Source organism: Streptomyces sp. NPDC002793, from assembly GCF_040295485.1.
Lineage (GTDB): Bacteria > Actinomycetota > Actinomycetes > Streptomycetales > Streptomycetaceae > Streptomyces.
The window spans coordinates 41,937-60,270 of the sequence record NZ_JBEOVL010000006.1 but is presented as its reverse complement, the minus strand read 5'-3'; the positions used below and the strand labels follow the sequence as shown (position 1 = coordinate 60,270).

16 protein-coding genes and 1 tRNA gene are annotated in these 18,334 nt (G+C 71.5%); 5 read left to right on the top strand and 12 right to left on the bottom strand.

Annotated elements, in window-relative coordinates:
* Nucleotides 1-930: a 3-oxoacyl-[acyl-carrier-protein] synthase III C-terminal domain-containing protein gene (locus ABT001_RS07685; protein ID WP_351273813.1), complete on the bottom strand. Its 930-nt coding sequence runs from the start codon at nucleotides 928-930 to the stop codon at nucleotides 1-3.
* A 506-nt stretch (nucleotides 931-1,436) separates the two neighbouring features.
* Here ABT001_RS07685 and ABT001_RS07680 point away from each other — a divergent pair.
* Together ABT001_RS07680 and ABT001_RS07675 are read left to right on the top strand one after the other, a co-directional pair.
* The gene (locus tag ABT001_RS07680; RefSeq protein ID WP_351273810.1) at nucleotides 1,437-2,471 is read left to right on the top strand and encodes an ornithine cyclodeaminase; all 1,035 of its coding nucleotides are present in this window, start codon (nucleotides 1,437-1,439) and stop codon (nucleotides 2,469-2,471) included.
* Nucleotides 2,472-2,961: 490 nt separating this feature from the next.
* Complete coding sequence (locus tag ABT001_RS07675; protein ID WP_351273808.1) at nucleotides 2,962-3,783, top strand: AfsR/SARP family transcriptional regulator; 822 nt, start codon at nucleotides 2,962-2,964, stop codon at nucleotides 3,781-3,783.
* A 124-nt stretch (nucleotides 3,784-3,907) separates the two neighbouring features.
* Here ABT001_RS07675 and ABT001_RS07670 read toward each other — a convergent pair whose 3' ends face one another.
* From ABT001_RS07670 to ABT001_RS07650, 5 genes are all read right to left on the bottom strand, one after another.
* On the bottom strand, nucleotides 3,908-4,648 hold the full coding sequence (locus ABT001_RS07670; protein WP_351273805.1) for a 4'-phosphopantetheinyl transferase family protein: 741 nt from the start codon (nucleotides 4,646-4,648) through the stop codon (nucleotides 3,908-3,910).
* A complete protein-coding gene (locus tag ABT001_RS07665) occupies nucleotides 4,645-5,598 on the bottom strand; it encodes an ATP-binding cassette domain-containing protein (protein WP_351273802.1) in 954 nt (317 codons plus the stop codon). The genes ABT001_RS07670 and ABT001_RS07665 overlap by 4 nt, the downstream gene beginning before the upstream one ends.
* Before the next feature lie 3 nt (nucleotides 5,599-5,601).
* On the bottom strand, nucleotides 5,602-5,808 hold the full coding sequence (locus ABT001_RS07660) for an MbtH family protein (RefSeq protein WP_351273800.1): 207 nt from the start codon (nucleotides 5,806-5,808) through the stop codon (nucleotides 5,602-5,604).
* A gap of 143 nt (nucleotides 5,809-5,951) precedes the next feature.
* Entirely contained in the window at nucleotides 5,952-8,123 is a 2,172-nt protein-coding gene (locus tag ABT001_RS07655; protein WP_351273798.1) for an MMPL family transporter, read from the bottom strand.
* 131 nt (nucleotides 8,124-8,254) lie between these two features.
* The gene (locus tag ABT001_RS07650; RefSeq protein ID WP_351273795.1) at nucleotides 8,255-9,571 is read right to left on the bottom strand and encodes a sensor histidine kinase; all 1,317 of its coding nucleotides are present in this window, start codon (nucleotides 9,569-9,571) and stop codon (nucleotides 8,255-8,257) included.
* 172 nt (nucleotides 9,572-9,743) lie between these two features.
* Here ABT001_RS07650 and ABT001_RS07645 point away from each other — a divergent pair, with 172 nt between their 5' ends.
* Nucleotides 9,744-11,930 (top strand): DEAD/DEAH box helicase, encoded by a 2,187-nt coding sequence (locus ABT001_RS07645; protein ID WP_351273793.1) that lies wholly within the window; start codon nucleotides 9,744-9,746, stop codon nucleotides 11,928-11,930.
* Here ABT001_RS07645 and ABT001_RS07640 read toward each other — a convergent pair.
* The 4 genes from ABT001_RS07640 to ABT001_RS07625 all read right to left on the bottom strand — a co-directional run bounded on the left by ABT001_RS07640 (nucleotide 11,905) and on the right by ABT001_RS07625 (nucleotide 14,768).
* A complete protein-coding gene (locus ABT001_RS07640) occupies nucleotides 11,905-12,996 on the bottom strand; it encodes an RNA polymerase sigma factor (RefSeq protein ID WP_351273790.1) in 1,092 nt (363 codons plus the stop codon). The two genes, ABT001_RS07645 and ABT001_RS07640, sit on opposite strands and share 26 nt — an antisense overlap.
* Nucleotides 12,997-13,113: 117 nt before the next feature.
* Nucleotides 13,114-13,317 carry a hypothetical protein gene (locus ABT001_RS07635; protein WP_351273787.1) on the bottom strand — a complete coding sequence of 68 codons (204 nt, stop codon included), beginning with the start codon at nucleotides 13,315-13,317 and terminating at the stop codon, nucleotides 13,114-13,116.
* A 444-nt stretch (nucleotides 13,318-13,761) separates the two neighbouring features.
* Nucleotides 13,762-14,169 carry a peptidoglycan-binding domain-containing protein gene (locus ABT001_RS07630; protein WP_351273785.1) on the bottom strand — a complete coding sequence of 136 codons (408 nt, stop codon included), beginning with the start codon at nucleotides 14,167-14,169 and terminating at the stop codon, nucleotides 13,762-13,764.
* 155 nt (nucleotides 14,170-14,324) lie between these two features.
* Nucleotides 14,325-14,768 (bottom strand): ATP-binding protein, encoded by a 444-nt coding sequence (locus tag ABT001_RS07625; protein ID WP_351273782.1) that lies wholly within the window; start codon nucleotides 14,766-14,768, stop codon nucleotides 14,325-14,327.
* Nucleotides 14,769-14,972: 204 nt separating this feature from the next.
* Between ABT001_RS07625 and ABT001_RS07620 the strand changes: the two genes are divergently transcribed.
* Together ABT001_RS07620 and ABT001_RS07615 are read left to right on the top strand one after the other, a co-directional pair.
* Entirely contained in the window at nucleotides 14,973-15,812 is an 840-nt protein-coding gene (locus tag ABT001_RS07620) for a helix-turn-helix domain-containing protein (protein ID WP_351273779.1), read from the top strand.
* Entirely contained in the window at nucleotides 15,809-16,009 is a 201-nt protein-coding gene (locus ABT001_RS07615; RefSeq protein WP_351273777.1) for a DUF397 domain-containing protein, read from the top strand. Before ABT001_RS07620 ends, ABT001_RS07615 begins: the two co-directional genes overlap by 4 nt.
* Before the next feature lie 254 nt (nucleotides 16,010-16,263).
* Here the strand turns inward: ABT001_RS07615 and ABT001_RS07610 are convergent, their stop codons facing one another.
* A complete protein-coding gene (locus ABT001_RS07610; RefSeq protein ID WP_351273775.1) occupies nucleotides 16,264-18,168 on the bottom strand; it encodes an SMI1/KNR4 family protein in 1,905 nt (634 codons plus the stop codon).
* Nucleotides 18,169-18,225: 57 nt separating this feature from the next.
* A tRNA-Trp gene (locus ABT001_RS07605) sits at nucleotides 18,226-18,300 on the bottom strand.
* Nucleotides 18,301-18,334 lie beyond the last annotated feature (34 nt).

Here is an 18,334-nt window from a genome sequence, read left to right as displayed (position 1 = left end):
TCAGTGCTCCACCACCATCGCGGCGTAGGTGGCACCGAGCCCCACGGAGACCAGCAGGCAGCGGTCGCCCGGCTGGATCCGGCCGAGGGCCCGGGCCGTCTCGAAGTTGAGGAAGGGGTCGGCCCCGAAGCAGTGGCCGGTCCTGGGCACGTTGTCCAGGAAGATCCGGGCGAGCGGGAGGCCGATCCGGTCGGCCATGCGCACCCAGGCGATGCGGTTGACGTTGTGCGGCAGCAGCAGGGCGATGTCGCCGATGTCCGTCCCGGCGTCCGCCACCGCGCGAGCGATGGTCTCCACCACGGCGTCGGCGTAGACCGAGCGGAAGCGGTCCAGCGCCCCGGCCGACATCACCATGCTCGGGTCGCCGGTGTACAGGGTCCGGCAGGCGAAGCCGAGCACCCGGTTGCGGGTCCCGTGGTGGGACACGAGGACGGCCGCGGTGCCCTCTCCGGTGGCGCCCATGCCCGGCAGGATCTGGGCGTACGGCGAACGGGCCGGCTCGCCGACCAGGATGAGGGCCAGGGCGTCCGGGTCCGGGTCGTCGGCCAGCATCATGCCGGCCAGGTCCACGGCGGACAGCCCTGAGGCGCAGGCGTGTTCGGTCAGTGCGAAGGCCGACGCGCGGTTCAGTCCGAAGTCGCGGCGCACCTCGTGCAGCGCGCTGTCCGGATACGGGGCCGGGGCGCACTGGGTGCGCGCCCGGATGAGATAGCGGACCTGGTCCTCCCGGCCGCGCAGGGAGCTCAGCTTCTCCACGGCGGACGTCAGCAGTTCGGTCTCGGAGCGTGTCTCGTCCCGGCATATGTCCGAGAGTCCGAACGCCCTGTGGTAGCGCCGTAGTTCGACATCCGACAGGTCCAGTGCGCCCTGGCGGCTCGCAAGGGGAACCTGCGAAGGCCAGTGCGTTGACACCTCGACGAGTGTGGTCACGCCGATCAGCTCCTTCCAGCCTCGGCCGGTCCGGCCTCCGTCCACGCGCCGGCACCAGTGCTGCGGCCGGACGGGCCCGCTGCCCTGACGCGTCGGGCGCGCCCGGTGCGAGGGCGTACGCGCGGCCCGGGCGCCGGCCTGTCCCGGCCGGCGAGCCCATTTCCGGTCACGGCACCTAGCTAATCCGCCGGGGTTGACAGGCCGCTGACCGAATGCTGACCGCGTGTCCGGCGCCACCCCGAGGCCCCGTCGGCGCGGATATAGTCCGGCGCTGACGGCTCTGCCGCCGCGCCCCGGGGCACTCCGGCCCGGGTCGGGTGGGCGAGCCGGCGGTCACCGTACGGCCGGCAGGTCACGGCGCTCCGCCGCCTCCCGTCCGGACCGCACCGGGCCTCGGGGAGCGCGTCGGCCACCACCGCCCGGCGCGGTGCCCGCCGGCTCCTGGTCGCGGGCGCCTCGCGGCCCCGGACCGCCTGCCCCGCACCGACACGAGACGAGGGACATCCATGTCGCAGGAGAACCTGCTCTTCCTGGACCGCAAGGACGTACTGGCCTGCCTCGACGGCATCGACCCGGTGGAGGTCATCACCCAGGTCCTGCGTGACCAGGCCACCGGAAGGACGGAGATACCTGCCGAGGGCTATCTGTCCTGGCGCAACGGCGAGGACGCCTACAGCAGAGCCATCGCGATGCTGGGCGCCCTGCACAGACCCGAGGGATCCGTCTACGGGATGAAGCTGATCAACGCCTCGGTCAGCAACCCGGCCCGTGGCATGGAGCGCGCCGGGGGTCTGAGCTTCGTCTTCGACCCGGAGACGGCCCGCCCGAAGCTGATCGCGGAGGCCGGTTACCTCAGCGCCGTCCGCACGGCGGCCTACACGATGGCCAGTCTCCGTGCGCTCGGGCCGGCCGCGTGGGACGGCCTCACCCTGATCGGCGCGGGCACGCTGGCCCGCGCCCATCTCGACCTGCTCACCCGCGCGTTCCCCGACGCCCGCCGGGTGGTCGTGCACGACTCCTCGGCGGAACGTGCCGAGGAGCTGGTCCGCTGGGCGGCCGACCGCCACCCCGGGCTGAAGGTCACGGTCTCCGACTCCGCGGAGCGTGCCGTCGGGGCGACCTCCGTGGTCGTCACGGTCACCACCAGCGACAGCCCGTACATCCCGGCCGCGTGGATCACGCCGGGCACCTTCCTGGCGCACGTGTCCCTCGACGACTTCACCGAGGAGGTCTACGCGAGCGCGGAGGCGGTGTACGGCGACGACCTGACCCTCATCGAGGAGAACCCGCGCCGGATCATGGGCCGTCTCATGACGGAGGGGAGGCTCGTCAGAGCCGGCGCGGAAGGCTCCGGGCGGGGCCGGACGGTCGAGGGCACGCTGGGCGAGGTGCTGCTGGGCCAGGTGCCGGCGGTGCGACCGGAGAAGGGGCACGTACTGAGCAACCCGTTCGGCATGTCCATCCTGGACGTCGGTCTGATCGACGCCGTGCACCGCAGGGCGGAGGAGCTCGGGGTGGGGCAGCGGATCACGTTGTTCTGAGCAGGTCCCGGCCCGGACCTGCTCAATGCGTCATCGACGGCGGCACCCTGTGTGCCGCCGTCGGTGATTTCCCACTCGCGTAACAGAACGTGTAATTCGTGTGAACGAATTTGACAGTTTTTGACTGTCCGCTGCGGATCTTGTGAAGACCATACCGGGTGTGTAGGATCCGAACCCGGCAAGCCGCCCGCCTTCGCTTATCACATTGCACTCGCGGGCTGTGCCGTCAATCAATACGGGGGCTCGTGATGGGTTGTACTCGCCTGAAACCGACGGGTGATTTCTTCGACGTCGCCGCGTCGGAACCGCCTCCGGCCGGCTGATCGAACCACTACAGGTAGACGTTCGAACACATATCCCGGGCCGTCGCGGTGGACCACGCGTCCCGCCGACCCCGGGCGCGCAGCGCGCCATCTCCCCCCACTGGTCGCCCGTTCGGGCACCGGTGCGCCGTGTGCGGTTCTGCCTAGTCACGAGGGAACGGATGCACATGAGAGACCAGTACGCCACGCACATACGCGGCACGTCCGACCTGCTGGAGCTGGAGTTACTCGGGCCTTCGCGCGTCGTGTGGGGCGGACGCGCAGTCACCATCGGCCCGCACCGCGCCCGCGCCCTGCTGGCCGTCCTCGCGTTCACGCCGGGCGAGGTCGTATCGACGGACTTCCTCATCGACGAACTGCTCGCGGACGGCAGGTCCAAGAACCCGAAGAACGCACTCCAGGCGAGCATGCACCGGCTGCGCACGACCCTGGAGGACTACGGGATCCCGGGCGCCCCCCTGGTACGGACCTCGGTCGGCGGGTACCTCCTCGCCCTCCCCAGGCCCGCCGTCGACGCCCATCGTTTCGAGGAGCTCGCTGCCCGCGGCTCGGCCCTGACACGCACGGACCCACGCGCCGCCGTCCGCCATCTCGAAGAGGCACTGCGTCTGTGGCGGGGGCCCGCACTCGCGGACGTCGCGGGCGGCCGGCGCTGCGAGAGCCACACCGTGCGTCTCGAAGGTCTGCGGCTCGGCGCGCTGGAGGATCTCTACGAGGCCCGCCTCGCCGTCAGTTTCGACCGCAGCACCGTGGCCGAACTGGAGCAACTGGCCATCGAGCACCCGGAGCGCGAGCGCATCTCCGAACTGCTGATGATCGCGCTCTACCGGTCCGGCAGGCAGGGGGAGGCGCTCGCGACCTTCCAGCGGGTCAGGTCGTGGCTCAACGGCGAACTGGGCCTGGAACCGGGGAGCACCATACGCGCCGTCCAGAAGGCGATCCTGGTACAGGATCCGTGGCTCGACGGCCGCCCGGTCGAAATTCATTAGAGGTGGTCGCCGAATTGGCGGCGATCATCGAATTCGTGCGGGCGGACCGGTGGAGCCGCGGTACGCATTCGCACTCCTTCCGCTTTCCGGTCCGCCGCGCACACCGGTCCATCCGGTTAGCCGGTCAGGAGAAATCGGCCGGGTCGTCCAGCGGGTCGTCCACGGAGAACTCCGTCACTTCCACGCCGGGGACCCCATGGACCGCGAGCGCCGCGACACATCCGGTGGCCTGCCCGCCCCGGAGGTCCGCGAGGCCGAACTCCGACGCCTCGTACCGTCCGGACCAGTCCACCAGCCCGGCCTCCCGGTCCGGCCGGGTGACGGTGATCTCGCGCATGGGCAGCGTCAGCCCGTGGCCGGTCGCCTTGAGCAGCGCCTCCTTGCGTGTCCAGTAGCGGCAGCCCGCCCGGTCGAGCCGCCCGGGCAGGAGGCCGGAGAAGTCCTCGGCCTCCGTGGCCGACAGCACACGCCCGGCCAGCCGCGCGAAGTCCCGGCTGCCGGGCCGCTCGACGTCGACCCCGGGGGTCCCCCGGTCGCAGACGGCCAGCACCACGACGTCGGCCGTGTGGGAGAGGGAGAACCGGGGCCGGGGCCGGTCCCCGGTGAGCTGAGGCGCTCCGTGCGGACCACCGCAGTGCCGACAGGTCCGGGTGAAGCGGAGCGACTCCGCGGGCGCCCCCATCAGCCGGCCGAGCACTCTCCTGGCCAGCGCCCGGCCGGTCGCGAACCGCGCCCGGTCACCCGCCGACCACAGGGCCGCGTACCGGTCGCGTTCCTCCTCGTCCAGCAGCGCCCGGACGGCGGGCCGGTCCACGACCGGCGACCACACCGCCCGGACCGCGGCGGCCGGCACGCCCGCGCTCATGACGAAGGGCTGCCCGTCAGGCTGAGGAACACGTCGTCCAGGGACGGCCTGCGGTGTGCGAAGTCGGAGACGACCAGGCCCTGTTCGGACAGTTGCGTGGCCACGGCGGCCACCGTCGCCATGCCCTCGACGGGCTGGAGGCCGAGCACGCCCCGCCGGTCGTCGCGGAAGATCTCCCCGGTGGCCAGGGGGCGCAGCAGTTCGTGGGCGGTGTCGAGATCCGCCGGGTCCGCGACGGTGATCTCCAGCCGCTCGCCGCCGACCTTCCGCTTGAGCTCGTCCGGTGTGCCTTCGGCGACCACCCGGCCGTCGGCGATGACCGATATCCGGTCGGCGAGGGCGTCCGCCTCCTCCAGGTACTGCGTGGTCAGGAGCACGGTGACGCCCTCCGCCGTCAGTGCCTCGACGGTGCTCCACAGAGCCATGCGGCTGGCCGGGTCGAGTCCCGTGGTCGGCTCGTCCAGGAAGATCACCTCAGGCCGGCCCACCAGGGTGCTGGCCAGGTCGAGACGGCGGCGCATACCTCCGGAGTAGGTGCGCGCCGGGCGGTCGGCGGCCTCCAGGAGGTCGAAGCGGCCGAGCAGTTCGGTGGCCCGGTGGCGGGCCTGCCGCATGCCGAGGTGCAGCAGCCTGCCCAGCATGACCAGGTTCTCGCGGCCGGTCAGTTCCTCGTCGACGGCCGCGTACTGGCCGGAGAGCCCGATCCTGCCGCGCACGTCCCGGGCCTGGGAGACGGCGTCGAAACCGGCGACCAGGACCCGGCCACGGTCCGCCCGCAGCAGGGTGCTCAGGATCCGTACGGTCGTCGTCTTGCCCGCTCCGTTCGGGCCGAGCAGTCCCAGCACGCTGCCGCGCGGGACGGAGAGGTCGATCCCCTTGAGGACTTCGAGGCCCCGGTAGGACTTGTACAGGCCTTCCACCTCGATCGCGGCCGAACCATGACCGGTCATGCGTCAGCTCCCCGTGCCGGAGAGGCGCTGCGGCCTCAGGTCGGTCCAGTGCTCGTCGACGTAGCCGACGGCCTCGTCCCTCGGCACCGGGCCGAGTACCGGCCGCCAGCCGTCGGGGACCGCCGCGAACACGGGCCACAGGCTGTGCTGCCCCGCGTCGTTGACCAGCACGTGGAAGGCAGCTTCGGAGTCGTCGAAAGGGTTGCTCATTGCGGTTCCGCGTTCCTCTCGCCAAGGGGCGGTATCGGGGGAGCGATGCGTCTTCCCACTGTGTCAGCCCACGCTGACCATGCGCTGACGTCCTGCTGAGGGGCACGGCCCGGGCCACGGGGGACGGGGCCCGGGCCGTGCGTTCAGACGCCGAGCCCGACCTGTTCGGTCGGCTCGGACGTGGCGGACGGGGCGAGTGCCGACCGTCCGGTCCTGGAGGGCCACCAGTTGGCGCGCCCGAGCAGCATCATCACGGAGGGCAGGACGAAGGCACGGATCACCGTCGCGTCCAGGGCGACGGCGACCGCCAGGCCCACCCCGATCTGCTTCATCTCGACGAAGCTCAGCGCTCCGAAGACGCTGAACACCGCGACCATCACCAGGGCCGCCCCGGTGACGACGCCCGCGGTGCGGCTGATGCCGTCGACGACGGCGTTCTTGGTGGTCATACCGATGAGGACCCGCTCCCTGATCCGGCTCACCACGAAGACGTGGTAGTCCAGCGACAGTCCCGAGAGGATCACGAACAGCAGGACGGGGACCCAGGAGACGACGTGGCCGGTCGACTCGAAGTCGAGCAGGGGCTCGGCCCAGGTCTTCTGGAACACCAGGCACAGGATCCCGAACGACGCCGCCACCGACAGGAGGTTCAGCACCACGGTGGTCAGCGCGACCACGACCGAACGGAACGCGACGAGCATGACCAGGAACGTCAGCGCGAGGACCGCCGCCATGACCCACGGCAGCCGGCTCTGGAGGTTGGACGTGTAGTCCATGTCCTCCGCGGCCGACCCGCCGACCGCGTAGCTGTCGTCGGGGAGATCACGCAGGGTGGTGCCCAACTCCGCGCGCAGATCACGGACATCCGTACGAGCCTCCTCGGTCCCGGTGGCGGACGCCCTGCTCACCTCGAGGACGGCGCCCCGGTCGTCCTCGGACCAGCGGACCTCCGGCTCCGCCCGGCCGTCCGCGACCATCCGCGCCGTAAGGTCCGACACCGCTGGACGCAGATCGGCCGCGCGGTCGGCGGGCAGCCGCAGGACCACCACGTCCGTGTCGGTACGGGAGGGGAAGGCGGCCACCAGACGGTCATAGCTCTGCATGGTCGTCAGGTTGCGGGGGAAGTCCGCGAGCTGCGTGGACTTCAGGTCCATGCCGAGCGCCGGAGCGGCCAGTGCCAGCAGTGCTCCCACCGAGACCACCGCGGCGATCACCGGGTGATTGGTCGCGGGCCGCAGGATGGCCGTCCACACCCGGGAGCCGCCGCGTCCCTGGGTGAGCCGCCACAGCACCGGGATCCGCGGGCGGTCCACCGCGCGTCCGAGCTTCACGATGAGCGCCGGCAGCACGGTGACCGTCGACACCATGGCCATGGCGACGACGATGATCGCGCCGGTCGCCATCGAGCCGAGCATCAGGTCCCCGGCCAGGTACAGGCCGGCCATGGACACCAGCACGGCGATGCCGGAGACGAGCACGGAGTGGCCGGAGGTGGCCGCGGCCACCCGGACGGCCGCCTGCGAGTCGTACCCGTTGGCCCGCTCCTCGCGGTAGCGGTGCAGATAGAACAGGCAGTAGTCCACGCCCACCGCGAGCCCCATCAGGACGATCACGTCCGGCACCATCCCGGGGTCGGGGAAGAGCCGGGAGGCGAGAGCCCACAGGCTCAGCGAGGAACCCACCGCGAGCAGGGCCAGCAGGACCGGGAGACCCGCCGTCACCAGGGCCCCGAACACGACCATCAGCACCACGAGGGTGATCGGCACGCTGATCGCGGCCGCCTTGGTCATGTCCTTGGCGAGCCACTCCTGGAAGTCGTGCTGGATGGAGGCGTCGCCGGTCTCCTCGACGCGCAGCCCGGGGTGGCGCTCCTGGACCTGGGCGGTCACGTCGGTGAGGGCGGTCACCCGCTCCGGGGCGGTGTCGGCGTTCCCCTTCATCACGGCCCGCACCAGCAGGGTGCGGCCGTCGTCGGACGCCAGGGGGCCCGCCACCGAGGCGACCTCGGACATGCCGGCCAGCCGCCGCTTCAGCTCGTCCGCCGCGCCGGCCGTGCCGGTGGCGTCCCCGCCCGAGCGCGGGGAGACCAGGAAGTTCTCCGTCGCCCGCTGCTTCAGCTCGTTGTCCTCGGTGAGCTGGGCGGCGCGGGCGGACTCGCCCACGGTCATGTCCGCCTGGGTCGCCATGCGGGTCTCGCCGAAGAATCCGGTGGAGAAGGCGGCGAGGGTCAGCACGAGCCACACCAGGACGGCCCGCCATGGATGCTCAGCGCTCCAATGACCGATTCGGGCGGGTAGATGGCGGTTCAAGGTCATGACGAGGTCAGCCCTCTCCTGTGATCGTCGATCGTGTCTTGGTTCCGGCCTCGTGGCCGTACTTCGCCCCGGAGGGCGGATGTGCTGACGACCTCCCCCGGGAGGTCGTCACGCGCCGCCGCGCGGCCCGGTCACCGGGACCGGGTGGCGGCTCCGGTGTCCTGGGTGCCGTCCAGCAGGTCGCAGCCGATCTCCAGCGCGGCGGAGGTACCGCCGCCCTGAGGGCTGGTCAGCGCGAGCGTGCCGTCGAACGCGGCGAGCCGGCGCTCGATGCCCCGGATGCCTCCGCCGTTCTCCGCGGTGGCGCCGCCGACGCCGTTGTCGTGGACGGCCGCCCGCAGCACGCGGTGGTCGTAGCGGAAGTCCACGGAGACCTGGTCCGCGTCGGCGTGCTTGACCACGTTGCCGAGCAGTTCGGCGATGGCGAAGTACGCGGCGGACTCCACGGGGGCGGGGAGCCGGCCGGGGACCTCCCCCGTCACGTGGACGGGGAGGGGGAGTTCGAGACCGAGGGTGCGCACGGCGTCGACCAGGCCGCGGTCGGCCAGCAGCGGGGGGTGGACGCCGTGCACCAGGTCCCGCAGTTCGTTCAGCGCCCGGACCGAGTTGCCCTTGGCCTCGGTCAGCAGGGCCCGCGCGGCCTCCGGGTTCTGCTCCATGAGCGACTCCGCGGCGGTCAGCGTCATCCCCAGGGCCACCAGCCGGGCCTGCGTGCCGTCGTGCAGGTCGCGCTCGATGCGGCGCAGTTCGGCGGTCTGGTGGTCCACGGCGTCCGACCGTGACGCCTGCAGGTGCTCGACCCGGTCACTGAGCGCGCCGCGGCTCTTGCCCAGGACGGTGCGTACCCACCGGCCGTGCAACGGCATCAGCCACCGCGGGAACAGCAGCAGACCGCAGAGCGCCTGGACCAGGCCGAGGGCCGCGGCCAGGGTGGCCGAGGTCTGCCCGGTGACCGGGATGAAGTCGAACCAGACGCCGTCCCAGGCGCTGGTGATGGGCCGCCAGGCGAAGGCCAGGACCACGCCGAACATGCCGTGCACCACGGCCACGAGCGGCAGGAACGCCATCACCGGGCCGATGAACGGATTGACGACCAGCCACAGCAGGTCCCGCCAGGTCGCCGGGTCGGTGAGCAGCCACCGGGTCACGGCCCATCCGCCCGCACCGGCCGTCCCGCCGCTCGGCTCCTGGTACGGGTCGTCCACCCGGACACCCGACCAGGCCCACGCCAGCCTCCGCTGCCGCCGGGCCTGCCGCCGTACGGCCCGCAGGGTGCTCGGCACCAGAGGAAGACCCACACCCACGCAGGACAGGCAGAGCACCAGGCACACCCACAGTGCGAGCAGTGCCTCACCGATCGCCAGTGCGGTCAGCGCCGCTCCACGCGCCAGGCCCGTCGGACCCGCCGACGCGCCCCGCCCGACCGCTGTCACTTCCTGCCGTCCCATGAGGTTCCCCCACTCGCTTCGCCTACGCGCTCCGGTGAGCACATCAGCAGCATGCCTGTCGGCGGGGGTGGACCGCAGGGGTACCAGTACCCATCTTCCCGCCGGGGCGGAGGAGGCGGTCGAGCGCGATGGGAGGATACGTGGAAATCGGGTGGAGAGGGGCGGGGGAAGCGTGGGGCGTGGGGAGCGGGACACGGTCGCGGAGGGAACGCGCCTGCACGAGGCGGCGCAGGCGGTGGTGGGTGATCACGCCCGGGCGGTCGAGGCGGTACGGGCGGCCCTGAAGCCGATCCATGACGCGGCTGTCGAGCGGGAACTCGCCGCCATCCCCGTCGCGCGGCTGCAGGACGTCACCGAAGGCCGGCTGAGGCTGGGGAGCGTGGAGAAGAGCGGACTGCGCACCCTGGGCAGTGTCCTCGACGCGGGCCCCTACCGGCTGCGGCAGATTCCCGGTGTCGGGCAGCGCACCGTCGACCAGATGCTCGCCGCCGCCCGCCGGCTCGCCGAGGCGGTGCGGGAGACCGTGGCCGTCCACATCGACGTGGACCGGCCCGAACCGAGCACCACCGCGCTGGTCACCGCCCTGCACGTCCTGGTGGAGGCCGGGTCGGACGCCCGGCGGGCGGTCGACAGGGCCACGGCCCTGTCCGCACGGCTCGGCCCGTCGCTCATCGACGCCAGGCCCGCCGCCGGACGGTTCCGGATGCTTCTGGCGGGCCGGGAGAAGAAGGCCCGCGCGTCGGCGGCGGTCGCCGAGATCCGGTCGCTGGTGGACGAAGGGGAGCGGTCCGGCCTGTCCGGGATGTTCGCCCAGGCCTCCGTCGACCTGCTGCGAGGGACGTCGTCCGACGTCGCGGCCTGGGTCGACTTCGAACTCCGCTCCGCCGAGTACTACAGCGTCCTCGCCGAGATCTCGGGGCGGTCGCCGGACGAGGCCGCCGTCGAGGGCTTCCTCCCGGACGACGTCGCCGAGCGCGTACGGACCCAGCACCTCGACGACACGCACCGCCGGGTGTCGTTGCGTGGATACCAGGCGTTCGGCGCGAAGTTCGCGCTCGCGCAGCGCAAGGTGATACTCGGCGACGAGATGGGCCTGGGGAAGACCATCCAGGCGATCGCCGTGCTGTCGCACCTGGCCGCCGAGGGGCGGAACCACTTCATGGTCGTCTGCCCGGCGAGCGTCCTCGTGAACTGGACGCGGGAGGTCGAGGCCCGGAGCGCCCTGCGCGTCGTGGTGCTGCACGGCCCCGACCGGCGCGAGGCGTACGCCGACTGGCAGGAGCGGGGCGGGGTCGCCGTGACCACGTTCGACGGGCTGCGCGGATTTCCCGCTCCGGACGCGGGCCGGGTGGGGCTGCTCGTGGTCGACGAGGCGCACTCCGTGAAGAACCCGAAGACCAAGCGCTCCCAGGCGGTCGCCCTGTGGACGGACCGCAGCGAACGCACCCTCTTCATGACCGGTACCCCGATGGAGAACAGGGTCGTCGAGTTCCGCAACCTGGTCCGGATGCTCGACGGCGACGTCGCGGACGCCCTCGGCGAACGGGACGCGCTGGCCGGGTCGGTCGCCTTCCGCAAGGCCGTGGCCCCGGTCTATCTGCGGCGCAACCAGGAGGACGTGCTGCAGGAACTCCCGAGTCTCCAGCAGACCGACGAGTGGGAGGAGCTGAGCGCCTCGGACGAGGAGGCGTACCGCGAGGCCGTGAGCGCGGGCAACTTCATGGCGATGCGCAGGGCCGCCTACATGCGTCCCGAGAAGTCGGCGAAGCTGGACCGGCTCCGGGAGATCGTTCAGGAGGCCGGGGAGAACGGGCAGAAGACGGTGGTCTTCTCCAACTTCAAGGACGTGCTGGGCGTGGTGCGGGAGGCCGTCACGGCCGGAACCGACGGCGCCCCGGTGTTCGGCCCGCTCACCGGAAGCGTCCCGGCCGGCCGACGGCAACAGGTCGTCGACGACTTCGCCGGTGCCCAGGGCTCGGCGGTGCTCCTGGCACAGATCCAGGCAGCGGGTGTCGGCCTCAACATGCAGGCCGCCTCCGTCGTCGTCATCTGCGAACCCCAGATCAAGCCGACCATCGAACACCAGGCGGTGGCCCGGGCCCACCGCATGGGCCAGGTCAGGCCGGTCCGTGTGCACCGTCTCCTCGCCACCGGGGGAGTGGACGAACGCATGGTGAAGATGCTGGAGGCCAAGACCCGCCTCTTCGACGCCTATGCCCGCCGCAGCGCCGTGGCCGAAGCCACCCCGGACGCGGTCGACGTGTCGGACACCGAGCTGGCACGCCGGATCGTCGAGGAGGAACAGGCCCGCCTGGGAGTGGCGGACGAGGGGCTCACGGCCGACCGGGCGCCGGCCTGAGGGGTGTTACGGGGGAGGCGGCACCGGGCGGCAGCGAGGGCGGCTCCGTCGGGAGTGTGCCGGGCGCGTCCACGGGCAGGGACGGCGGGGATGCCGGCACGGGCAGGGACGGCGGGGATGCCGGCACGGGCAGGGACGGCGGGGATGCCGGCACGGGCAGGGACGGCAGTTCCGGCACCGGGGCGAAGGGACCGATCCGTATCCGCACCGCTGCCGCCATCTGCGGCTCGTACGTCGTCGGCGAGCCGGCCGCCGGGGGCCGCGGGGTGTCCTGGCCTCCACGGTCGACGCGCCGCGGGGCCGGGGGCGGGGACGGCGCGGGCGGATGCTCCGGAGCCGGGCGGGCGGCGGGGAGCTCCGTGACCTGGGCGGGCCGTGGGGCGTCGGCCCTCGGGGGGCGGTCGTCCGGCCGGTCGGGGGGAGCGGTGGGCAGGGACAGTCCCACCGTGGCGGCCGTCACCGCGGCCGAGGCCGCCACTGCCGACTGGGCGAAGCCCGTGCGCGGGAACCTGCGCACGAACAGCCAGGCGGCCGTGGCCAGGGTGAGACTTCCGGCCAGGACCTCACGCAGCGAACGCCTGGCTCTGGCGAGCAGTGACTCCGTCGCGCGGTAGCTCAGCCCCATGGCCCGGGAGACCTGTCCGACGTCGAGGTCCTGGGACTGGAGCCGCAGCGCCTCCGCCTGGCGGGCGGGCAGCAGGTCCGCGCTGCGGCCGGCCAGCCATCGGGCCTCTGCCCGGTCGCACGCCACTTCCTCGACCGGGAAGGGCGCGGTGGGAGCGGCGTAGGGGCTCGTGCTCAGCTCCGAGTCGCGGGCGACCTGGCGTCGACGTTCGGCGCACGCGCTCACGGTCGCGCGCCTGAGCCACGAGCGCACCCGGCCGTACTGGACGTCAGGGTCCTCCACCGCGCGGAGCATCGCTTCCTGGACGGCGTCCTCGGCCTCTTCGGCGCTCGACGACCGGCGGCGCGCGATCTCCATCAACTCGTCCCGGTGACTCCAGACGAGCTCCCACCGGTTGTCCGGTTCCGGCGTACGCCGAGTCGTGTGCGGGTGGTCCCTCACGTGCGAAGCCTTCTGGTCCAGGGTGCGAATGTCCGGTGTGCGTGTCGCCCATGGTGGTTCACGACCCCTATGCCCCGCGGCCTGGGTGGCATCGGGGCATACGGGCTCGGTGTCGGATCAGGCCGAGAGCGTGGTGGCGGAGCCGAGCCCGGCGACACCCAGCGCGTCGACAGCGGCGGCGCCCGATACGCCTGCGGAGAACGAGGTGAGAGGCGTCTGCAGGGAGACGTCGCCGACCAGGCCGGTGACGACGCCGCCGGACACGGTGTCCAGGTCCGCGTCGGAGATTTCCTGGGTCTGGATCTGGGGGGCGGAGCTCATGAGGTGAATTCCTTTCACGTTAATTCCGATGGCCGGGGCAACTCCATCAGGAAAGAAGTCCCTTGCCGGGGTCGCGGTTGCCTTGGCGTCCGCGATGTGAAGGATGAAAGCACGTGAGGGTGTTACGAGGCCACCCACCCGGTAGCCCCTCGCAACGCTTATCCACATCGAAAAGCCGGCGCGGTCACATCGGTTCATGGACCAATACGTTCTCTTCACCGGGCCGATCGGCGGACTGTCTGTCGGTCGAATCTTTAATACGGCACGAACGGGACAAAGTTCGCTACCGGTGTGAGGAGTTCGCCCTGCGGGTGGAGGACCGTCGGAGACCACGAACCTCCTGGGTGCACCGTGTGGAGATCCAACGCAGAAGGCCTGCGGGGCGGGCGTCGCCGCCCATCCCGCAGGCCTGCGGCAGGAGCCGGGCCGACTCCTGGAGGTTCGTCAGTTGCAGTTGATGCGCGCCCCGGTTTCTATGCTGTAGTTCGCCCACACCATTGCGCTCCGCGTATTACGTCCGTAATCGCCGTCCGCCGAGACGCCCACCTTCTTCTGCACGGCCACGACCGCGGCTTCGGTGAGATCCCCGTAGTCGCCGTCCGTTGCCAGCTTGTATCCGTAGCAGGAATTCAGGTTCTTCTGCAGGGCCGTGACCGCAGAGTTGCTCATCCCGTAGTCCAGCCAGCAGTTACTCGTATTGCTGGAGGCGTAGGGAATATACTTGTACGAGGTGGGATTCGTGACCTTGTTGTAGATGGTGGCCCCGCGGCTGCAGGCGGGATCGGCCGCGGCGATCGCGGACGGCGCGCTGACGGCGGCGCCGCCCACGAAGCCGGCCAGGAGTGCTCCCACGGCCACGGCCGACCTGACTCGTGCGTTTCGGGTCCTGTTCAACGTTTCTCCGCCTTCCAACGCCCTTACGGACGGCTGGGGTTACCGGTATGCGTACGCGATGAATGTTCCACGTCGGTCGCCCCGGGGGAGGGCGGATGCGGAAATCACCGTGCTCACAGAGGTGCGGTGTCCAAAGTTGCCCAGACGGTCTTGCCCGGGGCGCCCTCCCTCGGGGCGACCCCCCATTCCTCGGAGAGGGCGGCGACGAGGACCAGCCCGCGTCCCGCCTCCGCGTCGGCCGGAGAGCCGGCTGAGGGGACCGGTAGCCGCTCGCTCCGGGTGTCGCTGACCTCCACCCGTAGGCGCCCGGCAGCCACCCGGCTCAGCCGCAGCAGCGCGTCCCGGCCGGGTACCAGCCCGTGTGTGACCGCGTTGGCGGCCAGCTCCCCGACGACCAGGCCCACCGTGTCGTTCACCTCGGATCCGTAGGGGTGCCCCCACTCGTGGACCCGGTGGGAGGCCAGCCGCCGCGCCAGGCGGGCGCCGCGCGGGGTGGAGGAGAAGCGGAGTTCGAAGGTGTCCGCAGGGTGCGGCGCGGTGTGGCCGGGCATCGTCATGGGTCGAAGATCTCGTCCCGCACACCGCTCTCACCAGCACCGACGCCCGTACGGGCGGGGTCTGTCGGGGCTCCGCCGGAATCTGGCAGGGCTGTACGGGAGTGTCGTCACCCGCACGACGGACATTCGGGCGAAACCGGCTCCTGGCACCCGTAGGCGGCCCTAACGTGCTGCCACTGCGGGCTGATCCAGGAGTGAGGAAGCATGGACGTTGCGGTGGCCGGTGCCGTCGAAGGCTCCCCGGACCCGGGGAGCGGGTTCCTGCGCTGCTTCGGCCGCCAGGTGAAGCTCCTGCGCGAGGCCGCAGGGCTCACGCAGGCGGAGCTCGGTGCCAGAGTCGGATACGGCGAGGCCCACATCGCCTCGGTGGAGCAGGGGCGGCGCATCCCCAAGCCGGAGTTGGTGGACGCGCTGGACCGGGTCCTGGGCGGGCACGGGGTGCTGGTGGCCATGAAGGAAGAGGTGGAGCGGGCGCGGTATCCGTCGTTCTTCCAGGAGTTCGTGCGGCTGGAGGCCGAGGCAGTCGAACTTCACGCGTACGACGCGCAGGTGGTGAACGGGCTTCTCCAGGGTGAGGGGTATGCCCGAGCCGTGTTCGCCATGTGGCGCCCCCTGCTTGACGAGGCAACCATCGAGCAGCGGTTGGCCGCCAGGCTGGACCGGCAGAAGATTCTCTCCAAGCGTCCGGCTCCGCTGCTGAGCTTCGTCATCGAGGAGTCGGTCGTACGACGGCCGCTCGGAGGCGCCGCCGTACTGCGCAGTCAGCTTGAACAGCTGCTGATCGTCGGGCATCAGCGGAACGTGGAGATCCAGATCATGCCGACGAACAGGGACGAACACGCGGGCCTGTCCGGGCCGTTCACATTGATCCTCACCAAGAACCGGCGGAGGATGGGCTACGTGGAAGCGCAGAGCCAAGGAGTCGTGCACTCGGAGCCCAGGAAGGTTCAGGCGCTGGAATCCACCTACGGCGTCCTGCGGGCCCAGGCTCTGACCCCGAAGGAGTCGTTGGTGAAGATCGAGAAACTCTTGGGAGAGCTGTGAACAAGAACGCCGACGAAGCAATAGAGCTGACCTGGACCAAGAGCAGTCACAGTGCAGGGGACGGTGGCCAGTGCGTCGAGGTGGCGCCCGTGCCCGCGTCCGTGTACGTGCGCGACTCCAAGCAGGCCGAAGGCCCGGTACTGCGCGTCGGAGCCCGTCAGTGGACGACGTTCGTGCGGATGGCCGCGCGCGGCTGACAGCCGGGTCGGCAGCCGTCACGGCAGCCTGAGGGCCTCGCGCAACGCGCTCATGTGGGCCTCGATGTCGCGTTCGGCGGTCGGCTCGGACGGGGTGGGCGCCCCATCGGGAGAGGTCTCGCGGCAGGGGCGGCAGAGTCCGTCCGGGAGCGCTTCCGCCGGGGCGTTCTTCCCGTCCCCCGAAAGAGCGAACAGGGCGTCCCGGAGCTCGACTTCCGGGACCCGGGACCCGGGTGGGCGTGCGGAGTCCGTGTTCAGTGCCGGTGCCGTGCGAAGCCGAGATAGGCGAAGGTCTCGCCCGGGCGGGGCGCCCGGGCCCAGGAGCGGGTGACGAAGGTGCGGGGGCGGCCCCGGGTCAGCGCCAAACGGGGCAGTGACAGTCCGAGTTCGGTGTGCAGCGCCTCCAGCGTGCGCAGTTCGTTGCCCGGTTCGGTGTCCTCCGGGCGGAACAGCCGTGCGGGATCCAGTGCTTCGGGTATCGCGCCGGTGCGCTGGATATCGGTACCTCGCACGGTGAAGGCATAGATCTCCTCACCCTGTTCGGCGACCGACAGGTGGAACACGGGCGGGCGCTCGCCCGAGGACGACCGACCCTGGTCGTGCCACACCACCACCGCGCGGCCGGACGAGGAGGCGGCGGGGGCGGGGGACGCGAACCGGTCGTTCAGGTAGGGGGGATTGCCGTCGAAGGCGAAGGCCCACTCCTCGGCAGTCCGGCCGACGGCGACCACGGCCCGATCCTCCCAGGGCTCCGTGCCCTCCCTCGCGGCGAGCTGGGATGCCCGCAGGTGCGCCCTGCGCTGATCCCTGGGCGCGCTCAGTTCGGCCCCGTCCGCGCCGATCAGGCTGGGCAGGCGGTCGGGATCGGCCCCTTCGACCCAGACACAGCGGTATCCGCCGAACGGCCGCCGGGCCGCCGCGGGCCCCGTCAGCCAGGCGAGACCAGGCGGATCGAGATCGGGGACCTGCTCGGGAGCGGGACCCGTCTCCCCGGCCCGAGGGGTCGCGAGGATCTCCCGCCCACGCTCCGGGGTGACGAGCTGACCCAGGACCGGATCGGCGAGCAGGCCGATCGGGGCGATCAGGGAAGGCCCGGGAGCCTCCCACAGGGGCAGCGCGTCCCGCAGCACCCGCCATGCGGCGTCGGTCGGCCCCCAGCGGGCCGCTTCCCGGGCGTCGGCGACGGCCCCGCTCCATGGACCGGAAGGCGCGTAGCGATGGGTGCCGTCCCGCACCGCGCTCAGCACGGCCTCGGCGGTCTCCCGGGCCGCTCCGCGGGCAGCCATCATGCCGAGCCAGCGGTCGTCCCCGCCCAGCTGCCATTCGCCGCTCGCCGGCTCCATGGCCTGCACGGGCAGGACCTCGGGCAGATAGCGCGGATCGGCCACCAGGGAGCCGTAATCCCGGGAACCACGCGGATTCAGCAGATGGAGGATCTGGGTCAGCAGGACGTCGCTCCGTGGACGGCCGAAGGACAACGCCTCCTCCAGCAGCGGCCGGGCCTCCTCGTGGCGTCCACGCAGGGCCAGCAGCCGGGCCTCCTCGACACGGGCATCCTGGGTGCGCGTGGTCGCGTTCACGAAGTCGGGCCTCTGCGCCCGGTCGGCGTGGAAACCGCGGTACATCGCCTCCATGTACGCGCGGAACGACGGGTAGCGGACCGGGTGTTCACCGCCCCAGCCCTTGTGGACGTAGAGCGCCCACTCGCCGTCCTGGTCGGTGTCGCCCGGGTCGAGCAGGGCGTGCGACATGTCGGAGTCCGTCTCCAGTTGCAGTGCCCGCTGCCACATCCCGGCGAGCAGGGTGTCCTCCTGGCGCGGATTGTCGTCAAGATTCCCCTCGTACAGCCGGGTCATGTCGTACGGATCCTGGAACCAGCCGATGTCCGCGACACCACCGAGCTGGTAGACCCCGGCCATCTGATCGACGTGCCACCCGTCGCTCACCGCCAGGAACTCACGGTACGAGGGCGGCAGCCGCCGGCCCAGCCGTCGCTCGGCCGCTGCGATCGCGGCCTCGTCCGCCCCGGGACCGCCCGGGCTGAAGTGGGTTTCCCCGTTGTCCGCGTCCGTGTCCTCGTAGCCGTCGTCCTCGCGCGGGACCCACTCCTCCTGCCAACGACCGAGGAAGGTGCGCCAGTTACAGGCATCGTCATCCATGCTCGGATGCTGTCACCCGGCACCGACAACAACAGTGACCCCGTCCTGGACCGAGAGCGGAGCCGGCCGGATTCGAACCGGCGTCCTCGCGGTTTTGGAGACCGCGCGCGACGACCTCTGCGCTACGGCTCCGCCCGGCCCGACATGCTACTGCCCGCCCGGGCTG

Coding starts and splice junctions, on each gene's coding strand:
- ABT001_RS07650 (WP_351273795.1), bottom strand. CDS start 9,571: ATGGGACGGCAGGAAGTGACAGCGGTCGGGCGGGGCGCGTCGGCGGGT.
- ABT001_RS07655 (WP_351273798.1), bottom strand. CDS start 8,123: ATGACCTTGAACCGCCATCTACCCGCCCGAATCGGTCATTGGAGCGCT.
- ABT001_RS07610 (WP_351273775.1), bottom strand. CDS start 18,168: ATGGATGACGATGCCTGTAACTGGCGCACCTTCCTCGGTCGTTGGCAG.
- ABT001_RS07660 (WP_351273800.1), bottom strand. CDS start 5,808: ATGAGCAACCCTTTCGACGACTCCGAAGCTGCCTTCCACGTGCTGGTC.
- ABT001_RS07665 (WP_351273802.1), bottom strand. CDS start 5,598: ATGACCGGTCATGGTTCGGCCGCGATCGAGGTGGAAGGCCTGTACAAG.
- ABT001_RS07670 (WP_351273805.1), bottom strand. CDS start 4,648: ATGAGCGCGGGCGTGCCGGCCGCCGCGGTCCGGGCGGTGTGGTCGCCG.
- ABT001_RS07680 (WP_351273810.1), top strand. CDS start 1,437: ATGTCGCAGGAGAACCTGCTCTTCCTGGACCGCAAGGACGTACTGGCC.
- ABT001_RS07625 (WP_351273782.1), bottom strand. CDS start 14,768: ATGACGATGCCCGGCCACACCGCGCCGCACCCTGCGGACACCTTCGAA.
- ABT001_RS07675 (WP_351273808.1), top strand. CDS start 2,962: ATGAGAGACCAGTACGCCACGCACATACGCGGCACGTCCGACCTGCTG.
- ABT001_RS07635 (WP_351273787.1), bottom strand. CDS start 13,317: ATGAGCTCCGCCCCCCAGATCCAGACCCAGGAAATCTCCGACGCGGAC.
- ABT001_RS07620 (WP_351273779.1), top strand. CDS start 14,973: ATGGACGTTGCGGTGGCCGGTGCCGTCGAAGGCTCCCCGGACCCGGGG.